This window comes from Solirubrobacter pauli (genome assembly GCF_003633755.1).
In the GTDB taxonomy this organism is placed as follows: domain Bacteria; phylum Actinomycetota; class Thermoleophilia; order Solirubrobacterales; family Solirubrobacteraceae; genus Solirubrobacter; species Solirubrobacter pauli.
The window spans coordinates 3,574,522-3,594,322 of the sequence record NZ_RBIL01000001.1; the positions used below are offsets into that span (position 1 = coordinate 3,574,522).

Sequence of the window (19,801 nt, forward strand, 5' to 3'; positions counted from 1 at the left end):
AAGGTAGTGCGACTACGGGGCGGCGGGCGTCACCAGCTCGACGACCTCGAACTCCATCACCGCGGAGCCGTGGGCGACGGGCGGGCGCTTGCCCTCGCCGTCCGCGCGCGCCTGCACGTGGCCGCGCGTGAAGGACGCACTCGTGACCCAGTTCTGGAAGTCCTCGTCGGTCTCCCAGTGGGTGACGACGAAGTAGCGCGTCTCACCCTTGACCGGGCGCAGCAGCTGGTACCCGAGGAACCCGGGCTGGTTGTCGACTTCGCGGGCGCGCTTGGCGAAGCGCTCCTCGAGCTCGGGTCCACGGCCCTCGGCGACTTCAATCGCGTTGATCTTCACGACCATGGGAGCGAGCGTACTGCGGCGGCGACGTCTCCTGGCCGCTCCTCCGGCACGAAGTGCCCGCAGCCTTCCAGCAGCATCGTGAACGCGTCGTCGCCGCGGCGGTCCAGGCCTTCGGCGAGCCGGGTGCCGATCGGGTCGCGGCGCCCTTGCAGCAGGCGCGTCGGGATCGTCAGGCGCCCGGACGGTCCGCGCAGGACCTCGCGCACGAGGAACTGGCGGTAGTACTGGCTCGCGGCCCCGGCGGTCGTCTTGTACGGCTCGGCGTAGATCCGCTCCGCGGCGCGGTCGTAGGTCTCGCGGTCGCCCCAGGCGGCCCGCAGGAAGCGCGTCACCGCATGCGGGATCAGCAGCGGCCCGAGCACCGGCGCGGCGATCGGCGGCTGGTAGAGGAACCGGTGGCCCTCGCGCATGAGGTCGAGCGTCGAGTTCCAGGGGTGGACGATGCCGGTCGCGACGTAGCCCGAGAAGCGCTCCGCGTGGGAGAGGGCGAGGTGCCAGCCGACCCAGCCACCCCAGTCGTGGGCGACGAGCACGACGCGGTCGAGGCCCAGCGCGTCCAGCAGCGCGATCTGGTCGCCCGCGATCGTCGCCTTCCGGTAGTCGCCGTCGGGCGCGCGGCCCGTCCAGCCGAGGCCGCGCAGGTCGGGCGCGATGATCCGGTGCTCGGGCAGCGCGGCGAACAGCCGCCGCCACTCGTACCAGTGCTGGGGGAAGCCGTGCAGCGCGAGGACCGGCACGCCGTCGCTGGGGCCGTGCTCGGCGACGTGCACGCGCAGGCCGTTGGGCAGGTCGACGTAGGTGTGGGTGACGCCTTCGAGCTCCGGGGGATTCACGCCGGTACGCCTACCCGATCGGCCAGGATCGCTCAAGTGCGTGCCGTTTCGGCCGAGATTGGGAGTGTGCTCTTGTTGATCGGCTCCGTCTGGTTGTCCCTGTGCGTGGTCGCCGTCTCGCTGTGCGTCGCGGCGCGCCGCGGGGACGAGGCGCTCACCGCCCTCACGCCCCACACGGCCGCGCCCCCCGAGGCCGAGCCCGACGTCCCGTTCGTCGCCACGCTCACCGCGCTCGTGCCGGTCGAAGCGGACCCGGTGGCGGCGCCCGCGCCGTCGCTGCCGCTGCGCTCGCACGCGTCCTAGCCCACTCGGCCTCTAGCGTTCCGCGGCGTGCGGAAGGTCCGGACGACCCTCGACTACGGACTCGCCCTCCTTCCCGGAGCGGCGACCGGTGCGCTGGCCTTCCAGGCCGGCGGGTTCTTCGCGGACTCCTGGACGCCGGTCGCGTGCGTCCTGGGCGTGCTGCTCGTGCTGCGCATCACGCTGTCCGAGCGCCCGTTCGCCGGCCTGTCGCGGCCGCTGCTCGCCGCGCTCTTCGCGCTGACGCTCTTCTCCGCCTGGGTCCTCGCCTCCTCGTGGTGGTCCGACAGCCCGGGCCGGGCGACGATCGAGTACAGCCGGGTCCTCACCTACCTGCTCGCGCTCGTGCTGCTGGGATCGACGCCGTGGACCCGTCGGCGGACGACGGTGGCGATCACGGGCGTGGTGGCTGCGCTCGCCGTGATCGTCGGCGCGGCGCTGATCGCGCGGCTGCGTCCGGACCTGTTGACCGGGCCGGGCGGCGTCGACCCGCGCCGGATGGCGTGGCCGATCACGTACTGGAACGGGCTGGGCTTCGTCGCCGCGGCGGCGAGCGTGCTCGCGCTGCACCTGGCGTCGTGGGAGGGCAGCGCGCGGACGCTGCGGCCGATCGCCGCGGCGCTCCTGCCGGGGCTGGCCGCGGGGCTCTACCTCACGCTGTCGCGGGGCGCGATCGTCTCGCTGGCCGTCGGCCTGGTCGCGTACGTGGTCATCGGCCGGCCGCGAGCGCTGATCTGCACGGTCGTCGCGGCCGGTGCGCCGACGGTCCTCGCGGTGCTGGCCGTGTACCACGCGCCGTCGCTGCTCGGGTACGACCCGACGCTTGCGGGGACCATCAGCGACGGACGGCGGGTGGCGAACGACCTCCTGCTGGCGATGCTCGTCGCCGGCGGGGTGCGGGCGCTGCTGCTGCCCGTCGACGCGTGGCTCGCGCGTCTCCGGTTCCCGGCGTGGTCGTGGCCCGCACGGGCCGGGGTGACGGCCGGCGTGCTCGCGCTGGTGGTCGTGGGGCTGTTCGCGAGCGGTGCCGTGAGCTGGGGGAGGGCGCAGGCGGACACGCTCCTGCACGGCGGCGCCGTCCAGGAGGACGACATCCGCACCCGCCTGCTGACCTTCGACAACAACGGGCGCTTCGCGCACTGGCGCGTGTCGCTCGACGCGTTCGAGGCGCATCCGCTCCTCGGCGACGGCGCCGGGACCTACGAGGTCGACTGGAAGCGCGAGCGGTCGGTCAACTTCCAGGTGGTCGACGGGCACTCGCTGTACTTCGAGACGCTGGGCGAGCTGGGGCTCGTGGGCCTCGCCCTGCTGCTGACGGCGTTGGGCGCGCTCGTCGTCGGGCTGGCGTGGCGGGCGCGCGGCCCCGACCGGCCACTGGCGGCGGCCGTGCTCGCCGCCGTGCTGACGTGGGCGGCGCACGCGGCGCTCGACTGGATCTGGGAGCTGACGGGCGCGACGATCTGGGTGTTCGGCCTGGCGGCGGTCGCGCTGGCCGCGCCCGCGGGCGCGGGGCCGGTCGACCGTGCGGTCGGCCGCACCGTGCGGGTGGTGCTCGGGCTGGGCGCGCTGCTCCTGCTGCTCGTGCCCGCGAACGTGTACCGCTCGCAGACGGCCTACACGACCGCGGTGCAGGCGTACAAGGCGCGCGACTGCGGGCGCTCCACGGATGCGGCGCTCGACGCGCTCGACGCCCTGCCCGTGCGCGCGGACGCGTTCGAGATCATCGCCTACTGCGACCTGCGCAGCGGGCGCCCCGAGCTGGCGGTGAGCGCGGCGCGCCGCGCCGTGGAGCTGGACCCGCGCAGCTGGGACCGCCGCTACGCGCTTGCGATCTCCCTGGCGATCGCCGGCCGTGACCCGCGCGCCGAGGCCGCCGAGGCGCTGCGGCTGAACCCGATGGACCCGCTCGCCCAGGGCGCGGTGGAGGCGTTCAAGACGGGCACGCAGAAGACCTGGACGCGCCGCGCCCTGCGCCTGCCACTGCCCGGGCGCTGAACCTGATCCGCCCATCGCGGATAATGCGCGCGAGCATGCGGTGTCTCGCCCTCGTCTGCGCCGTGCTGGCCGTGGCCCCCGCGGCGCATGCCCGCGAGCGTGCGCCCGGCGCACCCGGGGACAAGGCGACCTGGACGGCGGTCGACAAGCTCGGGTTCGGCACGTCGGCCACGCGCGAGAGCCGCGTGGCGTTCACCGTCCGCGAGCCCGGGCTCGCGGAGGTCTACTACCCGGACCTCGCGCACCCGTCGACGCGCGAGCTGGCGTTCATGGTCGACGGCCGGCGGGTCACCGAAGGTGCGGTCACCAACGACGGTCTCGCCTACACGCACACCACGCAGACCGACGACTGGCGGCTCGTGCGCACCTACGTCACCGACCCGCAGCGGGCGACGGTGCTCGTGAAGGTGCGCTTCGAGTCGCGCGACGGCCAGGACCACGACCTCGAGGTCGCGTTCGACCCGCAGCTCTATGGGGACGGCGACGACGACGTCGGCTGGACGCGCGGGCACGCGCTGCTCGCCCACGACGCCCACATCGCCAGCGCGCTCGTCGCCCGCCCGGCCCTCACGCGCACCAGCTCGGGCTACAAGGGCCGCGACGAGGACACGCTCCTGGAGCACACCTACGACGCGCTGCGGCCCGGCAACGTCGTCCAGCAGGCCCACACGCGGCTCACCGGCCGGGGCGACGCACGCGACCTCGTGCTCGCGCTCGGCTTCGCCGGGCTCGGCAGCGCCGCGCTGCGGACCGCCGAGGCGACGCTCGACGCGGGCTGGGACACGACCGCCGGTGCCTACCGGGACGGCTGGATCGCCTATCGGAACACGCTCCTGCCGATCCCCGCCGCCGCGCTGCCGCTCTCCGCGGCCTATGAGACGAGCCTGCTCGCGCTCAAGGCGCTCGAGGACAAGGCGGACCCCGGCGCGTTCATCACCAGCCCGAGCCACGAGCGCAACGTCGTCAAGGCGCGGGACCTGTACCACGTCGCCACCGGCCTGCTCGCCGCGGGGGACAAGGCCGCCGCGAACCGGGCGCTCGACCAGCTCCTGGACGAGCGCATGGCCGGTGACGGCCTCACGCTCGTGCTCGCCCACCAGCTCGGCAGCGGCGACTGGACCCGGCTGCGCCCGCTCGCCGACAAGCTGGCCCGGGGCAAGCGCAGCGCCGAGAAGATCGCCGGCCTGATCTGCGCGGCCAACCTCGCCCGCCGCAAGGGAGCGTCTGCGCGCGCCCGCACGTACGAGCGCAAGGCCGACCGCTGGCAGCGCACGATCGCGTCCACGCCCGAGACCGTGCTCGACCTCGCCCGCCTGGGGGTCAAGCGCGCGGACGACCCGGCGATGGTCGCCGCCCTCCAGCAGCGCAAGCGGTTCCCGTTCCGGCCGGTCGAGTACGGCGAGCGCGGGGAGTACGAGCTGCTCGCCGGGCGCCCGGCGACGACCGATCTGAACGTGATGGGTTCCGCCGCCACCGATGCCAACATGCTCGGCGAGCGCAACCCCGGCGCGACGCCTTTCGCCTGGTCTCACGCACAGTTGATCCGGCTCGCGTGGTCGGTCGAGACCCGTACTCCGGTCGAGTTGCCCGCCGTCGTGGCCGCGCGTTACACGAGCGCCGCTTCCTAGGCGCTATTCTTCTTTGCCACCTCGCGCCGGAGCGGGGTTTTCTTCTGCCCCGGCGCATTCACGAACCCACGACTCTCGGAGCACGCCTCAATGGCCCGCGGAGACGTCCGGATCGCAGTCACCCTCGCGTGCGAGGACTGCAAGCGCCGGAACTACCAGACCAAGAAGTCCAAGCGCAACAACCCGGATCGCATCACGCTGCGGAAGTACTGCAAGTGGTGCCGGAAGCACACCGGGCATCGCGAGACGCGCTAAACCGTAAGGAACACACGGATTAATGGCCACCCATCGTCAAGACCGCGACGACGACGACGACCTCGGCGAGGATCGCGTCCGCGACGACGAGTCCGCGCGCGACTTCGGGGACACCGAGCCCGCCGACCCGCTCGGGCAGGCGATGCCGGACATCGCCGAGGCGCACATCGCCGAGGCTGGTGGCCCGGTCCGCAAGACGTCCGAGCAGCGTCCCGCGCGCGAGGACGATCACGGGCACGGCCACGAGGCGGACCGTCCGCGCAAGGGGATCTTCGGCCGCGCCGTCGACTTCCTGCGTGCGTCCTGGGCCGAGCTCAAGCGCGTCCAGTGGCCTGACCGCCGTCAGGTCGGTCAGGGCACGGCCGTCACGCTCGGGTTCGTGGTCGTGGCGGGGGCATACCTGGGTGCGCTCGACGCGCTCTGGAACCCTCTAATTCAGTGGATTCTCTGAAGAAGGCCCCATGTTTCGCTGGTACGTCATCAACACCTATTCCGGGCACGAGAACAAGGTCAAGCAGAACCTCGAGCACCGAGTCTCTTCTCTGAACCAGTCGCGCGCCGTGCGCCAGGTCGTCGTTCCGACCGAGACGGTCCAGGAGATGAAGGACAACCAGAAGGTCTCGGTCGAGAAGCGGACCATGCCCGGCTACGTGCTGGTGAACATGGACCTCAACGAGGACTCCTGGCAGGTCGTCAAGGGCACGCCGGGCGTCACGGGGTTCGTGGGTGCTTCCAACGAGCCGATCCCGCTGACGCAGGCCGAAGTGGATCGCCTGCTCCACCGCGAGGTGGCGCAGAAGGTCCCGAGCCGCGCCCAGTTCACGATCGGCGAATCTGTCAAGGTGATCTCCGGTCCGCTGTCGGACTTCTCGGGTGAGATCTCCGAGATCAACGAGGACGCCTCGAAGCTCAAGGTGCTCGTTTCCATCTTCGGCCGCGAGACTCCTGTCGAGGTCGGGTACGACCAAGTGAAGAAGATCTAATGGCCAAGAAAGTACTGACGACGATCAAGCTGCAGGCGCCCGGAGGCCAGGCCTCGCCGGCGCCGCCCGTGGGTCCCGCGCTGGGTCAGCACGGCATCAACATCATGGAGTTCGTGAAGGCGTTCAACGCCGCGACCTCTGGTGACATGGGGGTCACGATCCCCGTCGTCATCACGGTCTACGAGGATCGCTCCTTCACGTTCGTCACCAAGACGCCGCCGGCCGCGGTGCTGATCCGCCAGGCGATCGGCATCGACAAGGGGTCAGGCGAGCCGAACCGCACCAAGGTCGGCACGATCACCAACGAGCAGGTGCGCGCGATCGCTGAGAAGAAGCTCAACGACCTGAACGCGCACGACGTCGACCAGGCGGCCAAGATCATCGCGGGCACCGCCCGCTCTATGGGCGTGGAGGTCGTGGCGTAATGGCCAAGCACGGCAAGAACACCGTCGCGTCGAAGGCGCTCGTGGACCGCACGCGCGAGTACACCCCCTCTGAGGCTGTGAAGCTGATGAAGGAGGCCAAGCGCGCGAAGTTCGACGAGTCCGTCGAGGTGCACATCCGCACGGGCCTGAACGTCCGCCACGCCGACGAGCAGCTCCGCGGCACGATCGCGCTGCCGCACGGCCTCGGCAAGGAAGTCAAGATCGCCGTGTTCGCCAAGGGCGACAAGGCGAAGGAGGCCGAGGAGGCCGGGGCCGACATCGTCGGTGCCGACGACCTCGCCGCCAAGATCCAGGAAGGCTTCATGGACTTCGACGTCGCCATCGCGACGCCGGACATGATGCCGGTGGTCGGCCGCCTCGGCCGCATCCTCGGCCCGTCGGGCAAGATGCCGAACCCGAAGGTCGGCACCGTGACGATGGACGTCTCCAAGGCCGTCCAGGAGTCCAAGGCCGGCAAGGTCGAGTACCGCACGGACCGCACCGCGATCGTGCACATGACGCTCGGCAAGACCTCCTTCTCGGACGAGCAGCTGCTCGACAACTACCGCGCCGTGATGGAAGAGATCAACCGCGCGAAGCCGTCCGCGGCGAAGGGCAAGTACATCCGCACGGTGACGCTCGCGTCGACCATGGGCCCCGGCATCAAGGTCGATCCGACGCGTCTCAAGGACTTGGTCGATACGGAGGCTGGCGCGGCCGCGTAAGCGGATACGCATAACCAGCCTCTCCCCAGACTCCGGCCGCCCATCGAGGCGTAAGACCGGGATAGGAGAAAGCGCTTGAACCGAGAGCAAAAGGCTCAGGTCATCGAGGAGGTGGCCGAGTCTCTACGTGAGTCCAACGCCGTCTTCGCGGTGGACTATCGCGGCATTTCCGTCGCCCAGGCTGCTGAGCTGCGCACCGCGCTGCGTGCGGCCGACTCGAGCTTCACCGTCGTCAAGAACACGCTGGCCGAGCTCGCTGCGGGCCAGGTCGGTGCTGACGGCCTGAAGCCGATCCTCCAGGGCCCGACGGCGATGACCTTCGTCCGTGGCGACGCCGCCGCGGCCGCCAAGGCGCTGCGCGACTTCCGTCGCGCCACCCAGAACACCCTCCTGGAGTTCAAGGGTGGCTGGATGGACGGCCAGGCGCTGACGCCCGAGGACGTCGACGCCATCGCCCAGCTCCCGGCGAAGGAGGTCCTCATCGGCCGCCTCGTCGGCATGATCGCGTCGCCGCTCACCGGCCTCGCGACCGCGCTCAACAACTTGCCGGCCGGCCTCGCCCGCCAGCTGCAGCAGATCGTCGACCAGGGTCTCCTTGGTGGCGACGCCCCCGCACCCGCTTCCACTGACACCGAGGAGTAACAAGACATGGCTTCCAGCACCCAGGAGTGGATCGACGAGCTCAAGTCGATCTCCGTTCTCGAGCTTTCCGAGCGCATCAAGGCCCTCGAGGAGGCCTTCGGCGTCTCCGCCGCGGCGGTCGCCGTCGGCGCCGCCCCGGCCGCCGGTGGCGGCGGTGGCGAGGCCGAGGCCGCCGAGGAGCAGACCGCGTTCGACGTCATCCTGACGGCGGCCGGCGACAAGAAGATCCAGGTCATCAAGGTCGTCCGCGCGGCGACCGGCCTGGGCCTCAAGGAGGCCAAGGCGCTCGTCGACGAGGCCCCGAAGCCCGTCAAGGAGGGCGTCGAGAAGGACGAGGCCGAGAAGCTCAAGGCCGAGATCGAAGAGGCCGGCGGCTCCGTCGAGATCAAGTAGTTCTCGAACCCCACGGTTCTTCGCTTGGAGGGCGCCCACCGGGCGCCCTTCGGCGTTTAAGGGCCGGGGTCGAGCGTGGGCCTGAGCCCTTAAACGCAGAAGGGCGGCCAGGGGTCGGCCGCCCTTCTTGCACTTCCCTCCAGGGGGTTCACGAGCTGCTGACGGTGCCGGGGTGCCGGCGGGGGACAATCGGAGGCGGTGACGGGCCGCCCCCGAGTAGTGCAGCTCGCGGGGGGTGTTCGGACTCCTGGAACCTTACGGAGGTGCGGTTATCCGCACCATCCCCCGGAAGTGGTAACCGGAATCCGGTGTAGCCCGGGCTTGCGGGCGTCGCTATCCTCTAGGGCACTCGGCCGATAGTCGCAGCCGTCCACTATGCCCTTCCCGCCACATACGGGAGCCGGGCCGGGCGGGGTCCGTGAGCGTCGAGCGCCCCTTGCGCGGGGGTTCGTAACCCCCTGTGCTATCTTGGTTGGTCGCGCCTGTATGCCTCCGGCATGTCCAGTGCACCTCCCCCGCCGCCCTACGACCCTCTTGAGGAGTCGCCGTCTTGGCTTCCGTTGACGCTCCCCGCACGCGACGTACGTTCGCGCGCCTCGACAAGTCCGTTGAGGTCCCGAACCTCATCGACATCCAGAAGAAGTCCTTCGCCTGGTTGGTTGATCCTGAGGGCGGTGGGTTGCGCGAGACGATCGACGACATCTCGCCGATCGAGGACTACACGGGCAACCTGGCCGTGCAGTTCGGGGAGTTCACGTTCGACAACCCGGTGGCGTCCCTGGACGAGTGCCGTGAGAAGGACCTCACGTACGCGCGGCCGCTGACCGTCACGGTCGGCTTCATCAACCGCGAGACCGGTGAGATCCGCGAGCAGTCCGTCTTCATGGGCGACTTCCCGTGGATGACCGACCGCGGCACCTTCATCATCAACGGCACCGAGCGCGTCGTCGTGACGCAGCTCGTCCGCTCGCCGGGCGCCTACCTGATGGAGCCGAAGGACCCGGAGAAGCAGGTCTTCGTCGCCAACCTCATGCCGGCCCGCGGTTCGTGGCTCGAGCTCGAGATCGACAAGAAGGGCCGCGTCTACGTCCGCATCGACCGCAAGCGCAAGCTGCCCGTCACGGTGCTGCTGCGGGCGATGGGCTACAGCACGGACGAAGAGATCCTGAAGCTGTTCAACGACAGCCTCTACATCCGCAACACGATCGACGCCGACACCGAGGTCACGCGCTCGGAAGAGGGCGCGCTGATCGAGCTGTTCAAGAAGCAGCGCCCGGGCGAGCCGCCGTCCGTGGACAACGCGCGCGCGCTCCTGAACCAGCTCTTCTTCGACCCGAAGCGCTACGACCTCACGCGCGTCGGCCGTTACAAGCTGAACTCGCGCCTGGGCCTGGACATCGACCTCGACGTCCGCACGCTCACGCACGACGACATCCTCGCGCTCGTCCGCGAGCTCGTGAAGCTCCCGAACGTCCTCGGCATCTCCGAGGAGCTCGACGAGGACCTCAAGGACTACGCCGCGGAGGCGCTCAGCCGCCCGCGCGAGGCCGTCGAGGACCACCTGGACGAGTACGAGCACTTCGGCAACCGCCGGCTGCGCACCGTCGGCGAGCTGATCCAGGAAGCGTTCCGCATCGGTCTGTACCGCATGGAGCGCGTCGTCCGCGAGCGCCTCACCACCGAGGACGCGGACACGATCACGCCGCAGACGATCATCAACATCCGCCCGGTCGTGGCCGCGCTGAAGGAGTTCTTCGGCTCCTCGCAGCTCAGCCAGTTCATGGACCAGAACAACTCGCTCTCGGGCCTGACGCACCGCCGCCGCCTGTCGGCGCTGGGCGCCGGCGGCCTGACGCGCGAGCGCGCGCCGATCGAGGTGCGAGACGTCCACCCGACCCATTACGGCCGCATGTGCCCGATCGAGACCCCCGAGGGTCCGAACATCGGCCTGATCGGCTCGCTGTCCTCGTACGCCCAGATCTCCGAGCACGGCTTCGTGACGACGCCGTACCGGGTGGTCAAGGACGGCAAGATCACCGACGACATCGTCCACCTGGACGCGACCGAGGAGCAGGAGCGCCTCATCGCCCAGGCCAACGAGCCGCTCGATGAGAACGGCGGCCTGACCGGCGACTCGATCCTCTGCCGTACGCAGGCCGGCCAGTACGTGTACGTGGCCCCGACCGAGGTCGACCTGATCGACGTCTCGCCGGAGCAGATCTGGTCCGTCGCGACGGCGATGATCCCGTTCCTCGAGCACGACGACGCCAACCGCGCGCTCATGGGCTCGAACATGCAGCGCCAGGCCGTGCCGCTCCTGAAGACCGACGCCCCGCTCGTGGGCACCGGCATGGAGCGCCGCGCGGCGTTCGACTCGGGCGACGTCCTGCTGGCCCGCAACGCCGGCACGATCGACTTCGTCGACGCGACGCGGATCGTCATCGCCACCGAGGACGGCAACCGCGACGAGTACGAGCTGCAGAAGTTCATGCGCTCGAACCAGGGCACGCTCATCCACCAGAAGCCGGTCATCAAGGTCGGCCAGCAGGTGCAGGAGGGCGAGCTCCTCGCCGACGGCTCGAGCTCCGACAAGGGCGAGATGGCGCTGGGCAAGAACCTGCGCGTCGCCTTCATGTCCTGGGAGGGCTACAACTTCGAGGACGCGATCATCCTCAGCCGCCGCATCGTCAAGGACGACGAGCTCACCTCGATCCACATCGAGGAGTACGAGGTCGACGCCCGCACGACGAAGCTCGGCGACGAGGAGATCACGCGCGACATCCCGAACCGCTCGGAGGAGTCGCTGCGCAACCTCGACGACCGCGGCATCGTCCGCATCGGCGCCGAGGTCCAGTCGGGCGACCTGCTGGTCGGCAAGGTCACGCCGAAGGGCGAGACCGAGCTCACCGCCGAGGAGAAGCTGATCCGCGCGATCTTCAAGGAGAAGGCGCGCGAGGTGCGCGACACCTCCCTGAAGGTGCCGCACGGCTCGTCCGGCGTCGTCATCGACGTCAAGACGTTCAGCCGCGCCGCGGGTGACGACCTGTCCCCGGGCGTCAACGACCTGGTCCGCGTCTTCGTCGCCAAGAAGCGCAAGATCCAGGAGGGCGACAAGCTCGCCGGCCGCCACGGCAACAAGGGCGTCATCTCCAAGATCGTCCCCGAGGAGGACATGCCGTTCCTCGAGGACGGCACCCCGGTCGACGTGATCCTCAACCCGCTGGGCGTGCCGTCGCGCATGAACATCGGGCAGATCCTCGAGACCCACCTCGGGTGGGCCGCGGCCGAGGGCTGGTACGACGACGGCACCGAGGCGTTCAAGACCAAGGACGAGAAGGAGCGCGGCAAGGTCTACGTGGCCACGCCCGTCTTCGACGGCGCCACGGTCGCGGACGTCGATCACGCCCTGCTGCAGTGGCAGCGCGAGCACAAGGGCGCGATCCGCATGGAGATCGACGAGAACGCGCGAGCGGGTGAGCGGGCCTCCGGCAAGCTCCAGCTCTTCAACGGCCGCACCGGCGAGCCGTTCGAGAAGCGCGTGACCGTCGGCTACATGTACATCCTGAAGCTCAACCACCTCGTGGACGACAAGATCCACGCTCGCTCGACGGGCCCCTACTCGCTCGTCACCCAGCAGCCGCTGGGCGGCAAGGCGCAGTTCGGCGGCCAGCGCTTCGGCGAGATGGAGGTGTGGGCCCTCGAGGCGTACGGCGCCGCCTACACGCTCCAGGAGATGCTCACCATCAAGTCCGACGACACCGTCGGGCGCGTGAAGGCCTACGAGGCGATCGTCAAGGGCGAGAACATCGCCGAGCCGTCGATCCCCGAGTCCTTCAAGGTCCTCCTGAAGGAGATGCAGTCGCTGGCGCTCGACGTCAACGTCGTCTCCGACGACGGGGCGCGTGCCGAGATGGGCGACGAGGACGACGACCTGCTGCGTGCGGCCGAGGAGCTCGGCATCGACCTCAGCGGCGTGCGTGCCACCGACGGCCAGGCGAACGACGAGAACGAGAGCCTGGAGATCGCCGAGGGCGAAGAGGGCCAGACAGACGACGACGCGGCGACCGACGCGGGCTACATCGAAGCCGCCGCCACCGACGGTGAGGAGACCGAGTAAGTGATCGACATCAACAATTTCGACGCCATCGAGATCGGTCTCGCCTCTTCGAAGCAGATCCGGAGCTGGAGCTCCGGTGAGGTGACGAAGCCCGAGACGATCAACTACCGCACGCTGAAGCCGGAGAAGGACGGCCTCTTCTGCGAGCGCATCTTCGGTCCGACCAAGGACTGGGAGTGCTACTGCGGCAAGTACAAGCGCGTCCGTTACAAGGGCATCGTCTGCGAGCGCTGCGGCGTCGAGGTCACGCGGTCCAAGGTGCGCCGTGAGCGCATGGGCCACATCGACCTGGCCGCCCCCGTGAGCCACATCTGGTTCTTCAAGGGCGTCCCGTCGCGCATCGGCTACCTGCTCGACATGGCTCCCAAGGAGCTCGAGAAGGTCCTCTACTTCGCGGCCTCCATGGTCACGTGGGTGGACGAGGACGCGCGCGCGGCCGACCTCGAGGAGCTGGCCGGCAAGGTCAACGAGTCCCTCGACGAGTACGCCGCCGAGAAGAACCTGCGCCTGCAGGAGATCGACGAGTCCCTCGAGCGCCGTGAGGAGTACCTCCGCAGCGGCTCTCAGACGGGCTTCGGCGACGAGGACCACCTCTGGGCCGAGCACCTTGACATCGACGTCAAGAAGCTCGAGGACGACGAGCGCACGAAGCACATCAAGGACATGCGCAAGTCCCTGGAGGCCGACCGCACGGACACCGAGGCGTACATCGAGGACGCCATGGAGCGTCTGCGCCAGGTCTGGGACCTCTTCCAGGACATGACGCCCAAGCAGGTCGTCAACGACGAGACGCTGTTCCGTGAGCTCAAGGAGCGCTTCGGCTCGCCGTACGGCTGGGGCGAGTACTTCCGCGGCGGCATGGGCGCCGAGGCGGTCCGCGACCTGCTCGAGCAGGTCAACCTCGAGGAGGAGCGGGTCGAGCTCGAGGACCAGGTGCGCACGGCCAAGGGCCAGAAGCAGCAGCGCGCCGTCAAGCGCCTGAAGGTCGTCTCGGCCTTCCTGCACTCCGGCAACAAGCCGGAGATGATGATCCTCGAGGCCGTCCCGGTGATCCCGCCGGAGCTGCGCCCGATGGTGCAGCTGGACGGTGGCCGCTTCGCGACCTCCGACCTCAACGACCTCTACCGCCGCGTCATCAACCGGAACAACCGCCTCAAGCGGCTCCTGGACCTCGGCGCGCCGGAGATCATCGTCAACAACGAGAAGCGGATGCTGCAGGAGGCCGTCGACGCGCTGTTCGACAACGGCCGCCGCGGCCGGCCCGTCACGGGCCCGGGCAACCGCGCCCTGAAGTCCCTGAGCGACATGCTCAAGGGCAAGCAGGGCCGCTTCCGCCAGAACCTGCTCGGCAAGCGCGTCGACTACTCGGGCCGCTCGGTCATCGTGGCCGGCCCGTCGCTGCGCCTGCACCAGTGCGGCCTGCCGAAGCTGATGGCGCTCGAGCTGTTCAAGCCGTTCATCATGGCCCGCCTCGTCGAGCGCAAGGCCGTCCAGAACATCAAGGCGGCCAAGAAGATGGTCGACTCGATGATCCCGGAGGTCTGGGACGTCCTCGAAGAGGTCATCCACGAGCACCCGGTGCTCCTGAACCGCGCCCCCACGCTCCACCGCCTGGGCATCCAGGCCTTCGAGCCCGTGCTCGTCGAGGGCAAGGCGATCCAGGTCCACCCGCTCGTCTGCCACGCGTTCAACGCGGACTTCGACGGCGACCAGATGGCCGTGCATCTCCCGCTCTCCGCCGAGGCCCAGGCCGAGGCGCGCGTGCTGATGCTCTCGTCCAACAACATCCTGTCCCCGGCGCACGGCGCTCCGCTGGCCACGCCGACGCAGGACATGATCCTCGGCACGTACTACCTCACGTACGGCCCCGAGATCGAGGACCTGATCAAGATCGACCCGGCCACGTACGAGCCGAAGGTGCACGTGTTCCGCTCCGCCCAGGAGGCCGAGCTGGCGTACGAGCACAACCTCGTGCAGCTGCACGACGTCGCGCAGTACCGGACGGAGTGGGCCGAGGGCAGCACGCACACGCTCACCACGGTCGGGCGCATCATCTTCAACGACAAGATCGAGCGCGCGCTGGAAGAGACGATGGGCGAGGACTTCGATCGCTCGCAGTACGTCTACATCAACAAGTCCCTGCGCAAGCGCGACACGACCCAGTTCGTCGACGACCTGGTGCAGGCCTTCGGCGCGGGCGCGATCTCGCAGGTCCTGGACGCGTTCAAGGACCTCGGCTTCCGCTTCGCCACGCAGGCCGGCATCACGATCTCCAAGAACGACGTGGTCGTGCCGCCGTCCAAGCAGGAGATCCTGGCCAAGTACGAGCAGCGGGTCGCCGACCTGCAGGAGCAGTACGAGGACGGCCTGATCACGCAGGAGGAGCGGCACATCGCCGTCACCGACCAGTGGAACGCGGCGACTGAGGAAGTCGCCGAGGCGATGATCGAGCACATCCAGACGACCGACCAGCTGAACTCCATCTACATGATGGCCAGCTCCGGCGCCCGTGGCTCGTTCAAGCAGATCCGCCAGCTGGCCGGCATGCGTGGCCTCATGGCCAACCCGAAGGGCGAGATCATCGAGCGTCCCGTGAAGGCGAACTTCATGGAGGGCCTCGACGTCATCGAGTACTTCACCTCGACCCACGGCGCCCGCAAGGGCCTCGCGGACACCGCCCTGCGTACGGCCGACTCGGGGTACCTGACCCGCCGTCTGGTCGACGTCGCGCAGGACGTGATCATCCGGATCGAGGACTGCGGCACCGAGGAGTTCCTGGACTCGCCGACGTACAAGCTCGACGGCGAGCCGAACGACATGCTCGTCGGCCGCGTCGCGGCGGCGGACATCAAGATCGGCAAGGACATCCTGGTCAACAAGGGCGAGGAGATCGGCCGCGCGGAGTTCGCGGCGCTGATCGCCGGCAACGGCACCGCCCCGACCACCGTCCCGGTCCGCTCGACGCTCAAGTGCGAGGCGACCGTCGGCGTGTGCCAGAAGTGCTACGGCCGCGCCATGGCCACCGGCCAGACCGCCATGATCGGCGACGCGGTCGGCATCGTCGCCGCGCAGTCGATCGGCGAGCCCGGCACGCAGCTGACCATGCGTACGTTCCACACCGGCGGCGTCGCCGGCGCGGACATCACGCACGGCCTCCCGCGCATCGTCGAGCTGTTCGAGGCGCGCAAGCCGAAGGGTCTCGCGAAGATCGCCGAGGTCGGCGGCACCGTGTCGGTGGAGGACACCGACAAGGCCCGCACCGTGGTCATCACGGACGACGCCGGCGAGGAGCACCGTCACTCGTTCCCGCGCCGCACGCGTCTGCACGTGGCCGAGGGCGAGGTCATCGAGGCCGGCCGGCAGCTCAACGAGGGCTCGCTGTACCCGCACGAGCTGCTGGAGCTCCGCGGCCGCACCGACACCGAGGTCTACCTGGTCAAGGAAGTCCAGGAGGTCTACAAGTCGCAGGGCGTGGACATCCACGACAAGCACATCGAGCTGATCGTGCGTCAGATGCTCAAGAAGGTGCGCGTCGAGCAGAAGGGCGACACGGACCTGCTCCCGGGCCAGTTCGTGGACCGTCACGAGTTCAAGAAGATCAACGACAAGGTGATCGCGGCCGGCGGCGAGCCCGCCGTGCACGCCGAGATCATCCTCGGCATCACCAAGGCCTCCCTGGCCACCGACTCCTTCCTCTCGGCCGCCTCCTTCCAGGAGACGACGAAGGTCCTGACGGACGCTGCCCTCGAGGGCAAGATCGACCGTCTCGCGGGCCTGAAGGAGAACGTGATCATCGGCAAGCTGATCCCGGCGGCCACGGGCCTCAAGCGCTACCGCTCGATCGAGATCGAGCCGTCGGAGCCGCTCCCCCGCGGCATCGACGACGTCGGCCTCCTCGACGGCGACGACCTCGCCGCCGAGCTGGGTCTGGACGACGGCGAGGGCCTGCAGGGCTTCGGCCCGGCGTTCGACACGACCGAGCTGGACGAGATCAACGCCGGCTTCGGCCCGGCGGGTGGCTCGTTCGACGACATCGGCGCCGACCTGGATGGCGACGACCGCAAGTAGGTCGCGCCTCTGAGGTGAAGTAGTACGAAGGGCCCGCTCTGAGCGGGCCCTTCTTGTTTCCGGGGTCTTCCGCGTGCTCTCATTGCCGTCTCAACCGAGACGGAGGGGACCTTGAGGATTGCGATCTTGGCCGTGGTGGCGCTGCTCGCCGGCGCGGCACCGGCCGCGGCGAGCGACGAGCTGCCGACCGCGGACAGCGCGCTCGTGCAGGTGTTCGTGCCCGCGGGCACGGACATCTCGGCGCTGAGCGAGCGCTACGACCTCGCGGAGTACAAGCACGTCGAGGAGGACGGCTCGGTCCTGATCGTCGCCGACGCCACGGCCGCTGACCGGGCCGCGCTCCGCGCCGAGGGCTTCCGGATCGGGAGCACGATCGAGGACGCGACCACGCGCGCGGCCGTCGCCGAGGAGCGCGACGCGCAGCGCGAGGCGGACGATCTCGCCGCCGCGTACGCGGAGGCCGGTGCGCCGAAGACCCGGGCGGCGGTCGCCGCGCGCGGGGAGACGGTGATCCAGCGCGCGGACCGGTTCACGAACTACGCCGGCACGTTCCTGTACGTGGAGGCGTTCAACAAGGCCACGGTGTCGACGGGGCCGACGTCGTTCAGCGGCCCGACGCAGGCGCTGTCGTACGCGGGCGCCGACGGCGTCTACGCGGCGGCGACCGACATGCAGCGCTACACCGACGGCACGACGACGCCGGACACCTACATGTTCCACCGCCAGCTCGTGCGCCTGACCGGCCCGGCGGCGCAGATCCCGGTCGGTGAGCTCACCGTGCGGGTGGCGTCGAGCTCCGGCGCCGTGGACACCAGCAAGGTCACGACCTGGCCGGGCGGCACGCTGCCGCCGCACGTCGCGAGCTACCAGCAGGGCTTCTTCAACCGCTACCAGGACCCGACGGAGAACCGGGCGCAGCTGGACAAGCTCGCGACCGAGTTCCCGAACCTGGTCACGGCGGTCAACCTGCCGCACCTGAGCGCCGGCTACCAGCGCAAGGCGATGGGCATCGTCGGCCTCAAGACGCCGTACGCCGACCAGGTCGCCAACAACGGCAGCCTCGGCAACGTCGGCACCGACGCCACGCAGACCGCGGCGATCCGCGCGACGCAGGCGCTGGTGATCAACACCAAGGCCTGGGGCCACGAGGGCGGCAACGCCGTCTCGGTCGAGCTCAAGGCGCCGGCCGCGCCGAACGCGCCGCTGCTGGTGGCGGTCGACGGCTCCGGCATCGTCGTCAGCCTGGCGGGTGACGCCGCGGGCGCGCCGGCGAGCAAGACGGCGGACGTCGTAGCGGCCATCAACGCCAGCCCCGCCGCCGCGGCCCTCGTGACCGCCTCGACCTTCCGCGGCAACCTCGGCCAGGGCATCGCCCAGCCGACCGCCAAGACGCTGATGAAGGACTACCTGAACGCGCCCGCGCACGTCCAGCGCGGCCCGTTCCAGCAGCGCGTGTACCGGATCGGCGCGCACCGCGACGGCACGAAGGTCGGCGTGTTCTTCACCTGCCAGGTCCACGCGCGCGAGTGGACGACCGGCCTCACCTGCGTCGAGACGGCCGAGCGGCTGGTCCGCAACTACGCGACCGACCCGCAGACCAAGCAGCTGCTCGACAACGTCGAGGTGTTCATCCACGCCAACGGCAACCCCGACGGTGGGCACCTGTCGATGTACGACTTCGCCTCCCAGCGGCGCAACATGACCAACTACTGCGCCTACAACGACCCGCTCGGGCGCAACCAGTGGGGCGTCGACCTCAACCGCAACTACACCGAGTACTCGCGCTTCGACGGCCCGTGGGTGGGCGCGTCGGGCGACTGCACGGCCGACAGCTACTCGGGCCCGGGCGAGGCCTCCGAGCCCGAGACCAAGAACGACATGTGGATCGCGGACACGTACCCGAACATCAAGTTCGCGAGCAACATGCACTCGTTCGGCGGCTACTTCATGTGGTCTCCGGGCGCGTACCTGGACGACGGCAAGCGCACGACGTCGCCCGCGCCGAACATCGGCGTCGAGAAGTACTTCTTCCAGGCGGGCGAGAAGATCCTCGGCCGGATCAAGGAGCACCGCGGCACGGTGATCACGCCGGCGCGCACGGGCCCGATCGCGGACGTGATCTACTCCGGCGCCGGCTCCTCGGCCGACGACCACTGGTACCGCAAGGGCATCATCGGCTACGGCTTCGAGACCGGTGCCGACCGCTTCATCTCGACCGAGGAGGGGACGGCGCAGATCCAGACCGGGTTCCAGCCGCCGTTCGGCGCAGCCACCGGCGGCGCCGACCCGCGCCTCGCCAACGAGGGTCGCGACCAGGCGATGGAGTTCGCCTCCGGCAACTTCGGCATGATCGAGGCGGCGTACGACTACGCCCTGGACACGACGGCGCCGAAGACGTCGATCGAGTACTCGGCCGCTCAGTCCGACAGCGCGCCGATCACGTTCAAGTTCAACTGGCTCGACGAGGCGGCGGTCATCCGCTACACCACCGACGGCTCGACGCCGACGCTCGCGTCACCGACCTACAACGCCGAGCGCCCGCGCGGCCTCGGCGAGCTGCTCACGGTCACCAAGCCCGGCGTCACCGAGGTCAAGTGGTTCGCCACGGACATCAAGGGCAACCAGTCGGCGGTGCAGACGCAGGCGCTGCAGATCGGGGAGCAGGGGACGGTCGGCGGGACGGTGCCCGCGACGCTCGCGCTCACGCTCGGCACGCCGGCGACGTTCGGCGCGTTCGTGCCGGGCGTGGACGCCGAGTACACGGCGTCGACCGACGCGACCGTCATCTCGACGGCCGGTGACGCGACGCTGAGCGTGGCCGACACCGGGGCGAACCCGGGTCACCTCGTCAACGGCGCGTTCGCCCTGCCCCAGCCGCTGCGGGGCCTGGGCGTCGTCAAGACGTGGTCGGCGCCGACCAGCAACGAGAAGGTCACGGTCACGTTCAAGCAGGCGATCGGCAAGGCCGACGCCCTTCGGACAGGGACCTACGCGAAGACCCTGACCTTCACGCTGAGCACGACCTCCCCGTAGGTCGTGGGTGCGCGGGCGTGGAGGCAAATCCACGCCCGCGCATGGTGCACCGACGCTCATCT

Annotated in this window: 15 protein-coding genes; 13 read left to right on the top strand and 2 right to left on the bottom strand. The window is 69.6% G+C overall.

Annotation, left to right across the window (positions count from 1 at the left end):
* Window positions 1-12 precede the first annotated feature (12 nt).
* Both C8N24_RS16695 and C8N24_RS16700 read right to left on the bottom strand, forming a co-directional pair.
* On the bottom strand, window positions 13-342 hold the full coding sequence (locus C8N24_RS16695) for an antibiotic biosynthesis monooxygenase family protein (RefSeq protein ID WP_121251680.1): 330 nt from the start codon (window positions 340-342) through the stop codon (window positions 13-15).
* On the bottom strand, window positions 333-1,175 hold the full coding sequence (locus tag C8N24_RS16700; RefSeq protein ID WP_170179146.1) for an alpha/beta fold hydrolase: 843 nt from the start codon (window positions 1,173-1,175) through the stop codon (window positions 333-335). Before C8N24_RS16700 ends, C8N24_RS16695 begins: the two co-directional genes overlap by 10 nt.
* A gap of 66 nt (window positions 1,176-1,241) precedes the next feature.
* Here C8N24_RS16700 and C8N24_RS34025 point away from each other — a divergent pair, with 66 nt between their 5' ends.
* From C8N24_RS34025 to C8N24_RS16760, 13 genes are all read left to right on the top strand, one after another.
* The gene (locus tag C8N24_RS34025; protein WP_170179147.1) at window positions 1,242-1,478 is read left to right on the top strand and encodes a hypothetical protein; all 237 of its coding nucleotides are present in this window, start codon (window positions 1,242-1,244) and stop codon (window positions 1,476-1,478) included.
* A gap of 27 nt (window positions 1,479-1,505) precedes the next feature.
* On the top strand, window positions 1,506-3,470 hold the full coding sequence (locus C8N24_RS16705) for a tetratricopeptide repeat protein (protein WP_121251684.1): 1,965 nt from the start codon (window positions 1,506-1,508) through the stop codon (window positions 3,468-3,470).
* A 35-nt stretch (window positions 3,471-3,505) separates the two neighbouring features.
* Window positions 3,506-5,098, top strand: a complete 1,593-nt coding sequence (locus C8N24_RS16710) for a hypothetical protein (RefSeq protein ID WP_170179148.1) — start codon at window positions 3,506-3,508, stop codon at window positions 5,096-5,098.
* Window positions 5,099-5,188: 90 nt separating this feature from the next.
* Window positions 5,189-5,353, top strand: coding sequence for a 50S ribosomal protein L33 (gene rpmG / locus C8N24_RS16715; protein ID WP_121251688.1), 165 nt, complete (start codon window positions 5,189-5,191; stop codon window positions 5,351-5,353).
* Between the two features lie 22 nt (window positions 5,354-5,375).
* Window positions 5,376-5,804 (top strand): preprotein translocase subunit SecE, encoded by a 429-nt coding sequence (secE, locus tag C8N24_RS16720; RefSeq protein ID WP_121251690.1) that lies wholly within the window; start codon window positions 5,376-5,378, stop codon window positions 5,802-5,804.
* 10 nt (window positions 5,805-5,814) lie between these two features.
* A complete protein-coding gene (gene nusG, locus C8N24_RS16725) occupies window positions 5,815-6,336 on the top strand; it encodes a transcription termination/antitermination protein NusG (protein WP_121251692.1) in 522 nt (173 codons plus the stop codon).
* Window positions 6,336-6,761: a 50S ribosomal protein L11 gene (gene rplK, locus C8N24_RS16730; RefSeq protein ID WP_121251694.1), complete on the top strand. Its 426-nt coding sequence runs from the start codon at window positions 6,336-6,338 to the stop codon at window positions 6,759-6,761. The genes nusG and rplK overlap by 1 nt, the downstream gene beginning before the upstream one ends.
* Window positions 6,761-7,486 carry a 50S ribosomal protein L1 gene (rplA, locus tag C8N24_RS16735; RefSeq protein WP_121251697.1) on the top strand — a complete coding sequence of 242 codons (726 nt, stop codon included), beginning with the start codon at window positions 6,761-6,763 and terminating at the stop codon, window positions 7,484-7,486. Before rplK ends, rplA begins: the two co-directional genes overlap by 1 nt.
* Window positions 7,487-7,561: 75 nt before the next feature.
* Window positions 7,562-8,128, top strand: coding sequence for a 50S ribosomal protein L10 (gene rplJ / locus C8N24_RS16740; RefSeq protein ID WP_121251699.1), 567 nt, complete (start codon window positions 7,562-7,564; stop codon window positions 8,126-8,128).
* A gap of 6 nt (window positions 8,129-8,134) precedes the next feature.
* Window positions 8,135-8,521 (top strand): 50S ribosomal protein L7/L12, encoded by a 387-nt coding sequence (rplL, locus tag C8N24_RS16745; RefSeq protein ID WP_121251701.1) that lies wholly within the window; start codon window positions 8,135-8,137, stop codon window positions 8,519-8,521.
* A gap of 550 nt (window positions 8,522-9,071) precedes the next feature.
* Window positions 9,072-12,638, top strand: a complete 3,567-nt coding sequence (gene rpoB, locus C8N24_RS16750) for a DNA-directed RNA polymerase subunit beta (RefSeq protein WP_121251703.1) — start codon at window positions 9,072-9,074, stop codon at window positions 12,636-12,638.
* The gene (locus C8N24_RS16755) at window positions 12,639-16,706 is read left to right on the top strand and encodes a DNA-directed RNA polymerase subunit beta' (protein WP_121251705.1); all 4,068 of its coding nucleotides are present in this window, start codon (window positions 12,639-12,641) and stop codon (window positions 16,704-16,706) included.
* Window positions 16,707-16,838: 132 nt separating this feature from the next.
* A complete protein-coding gene (locus C8N24_RS16760) occupies window positions 16,839-19,739 on the top strand; it encodes a M14 family metallopeptidase (RefSeq protein ID WP_121251707.1) in 2,901 nt (966 codons plus the stop codon).
* The last annotated feature ends 62 nt before the right edge of the window (window positions 19,740-19,801 follow it).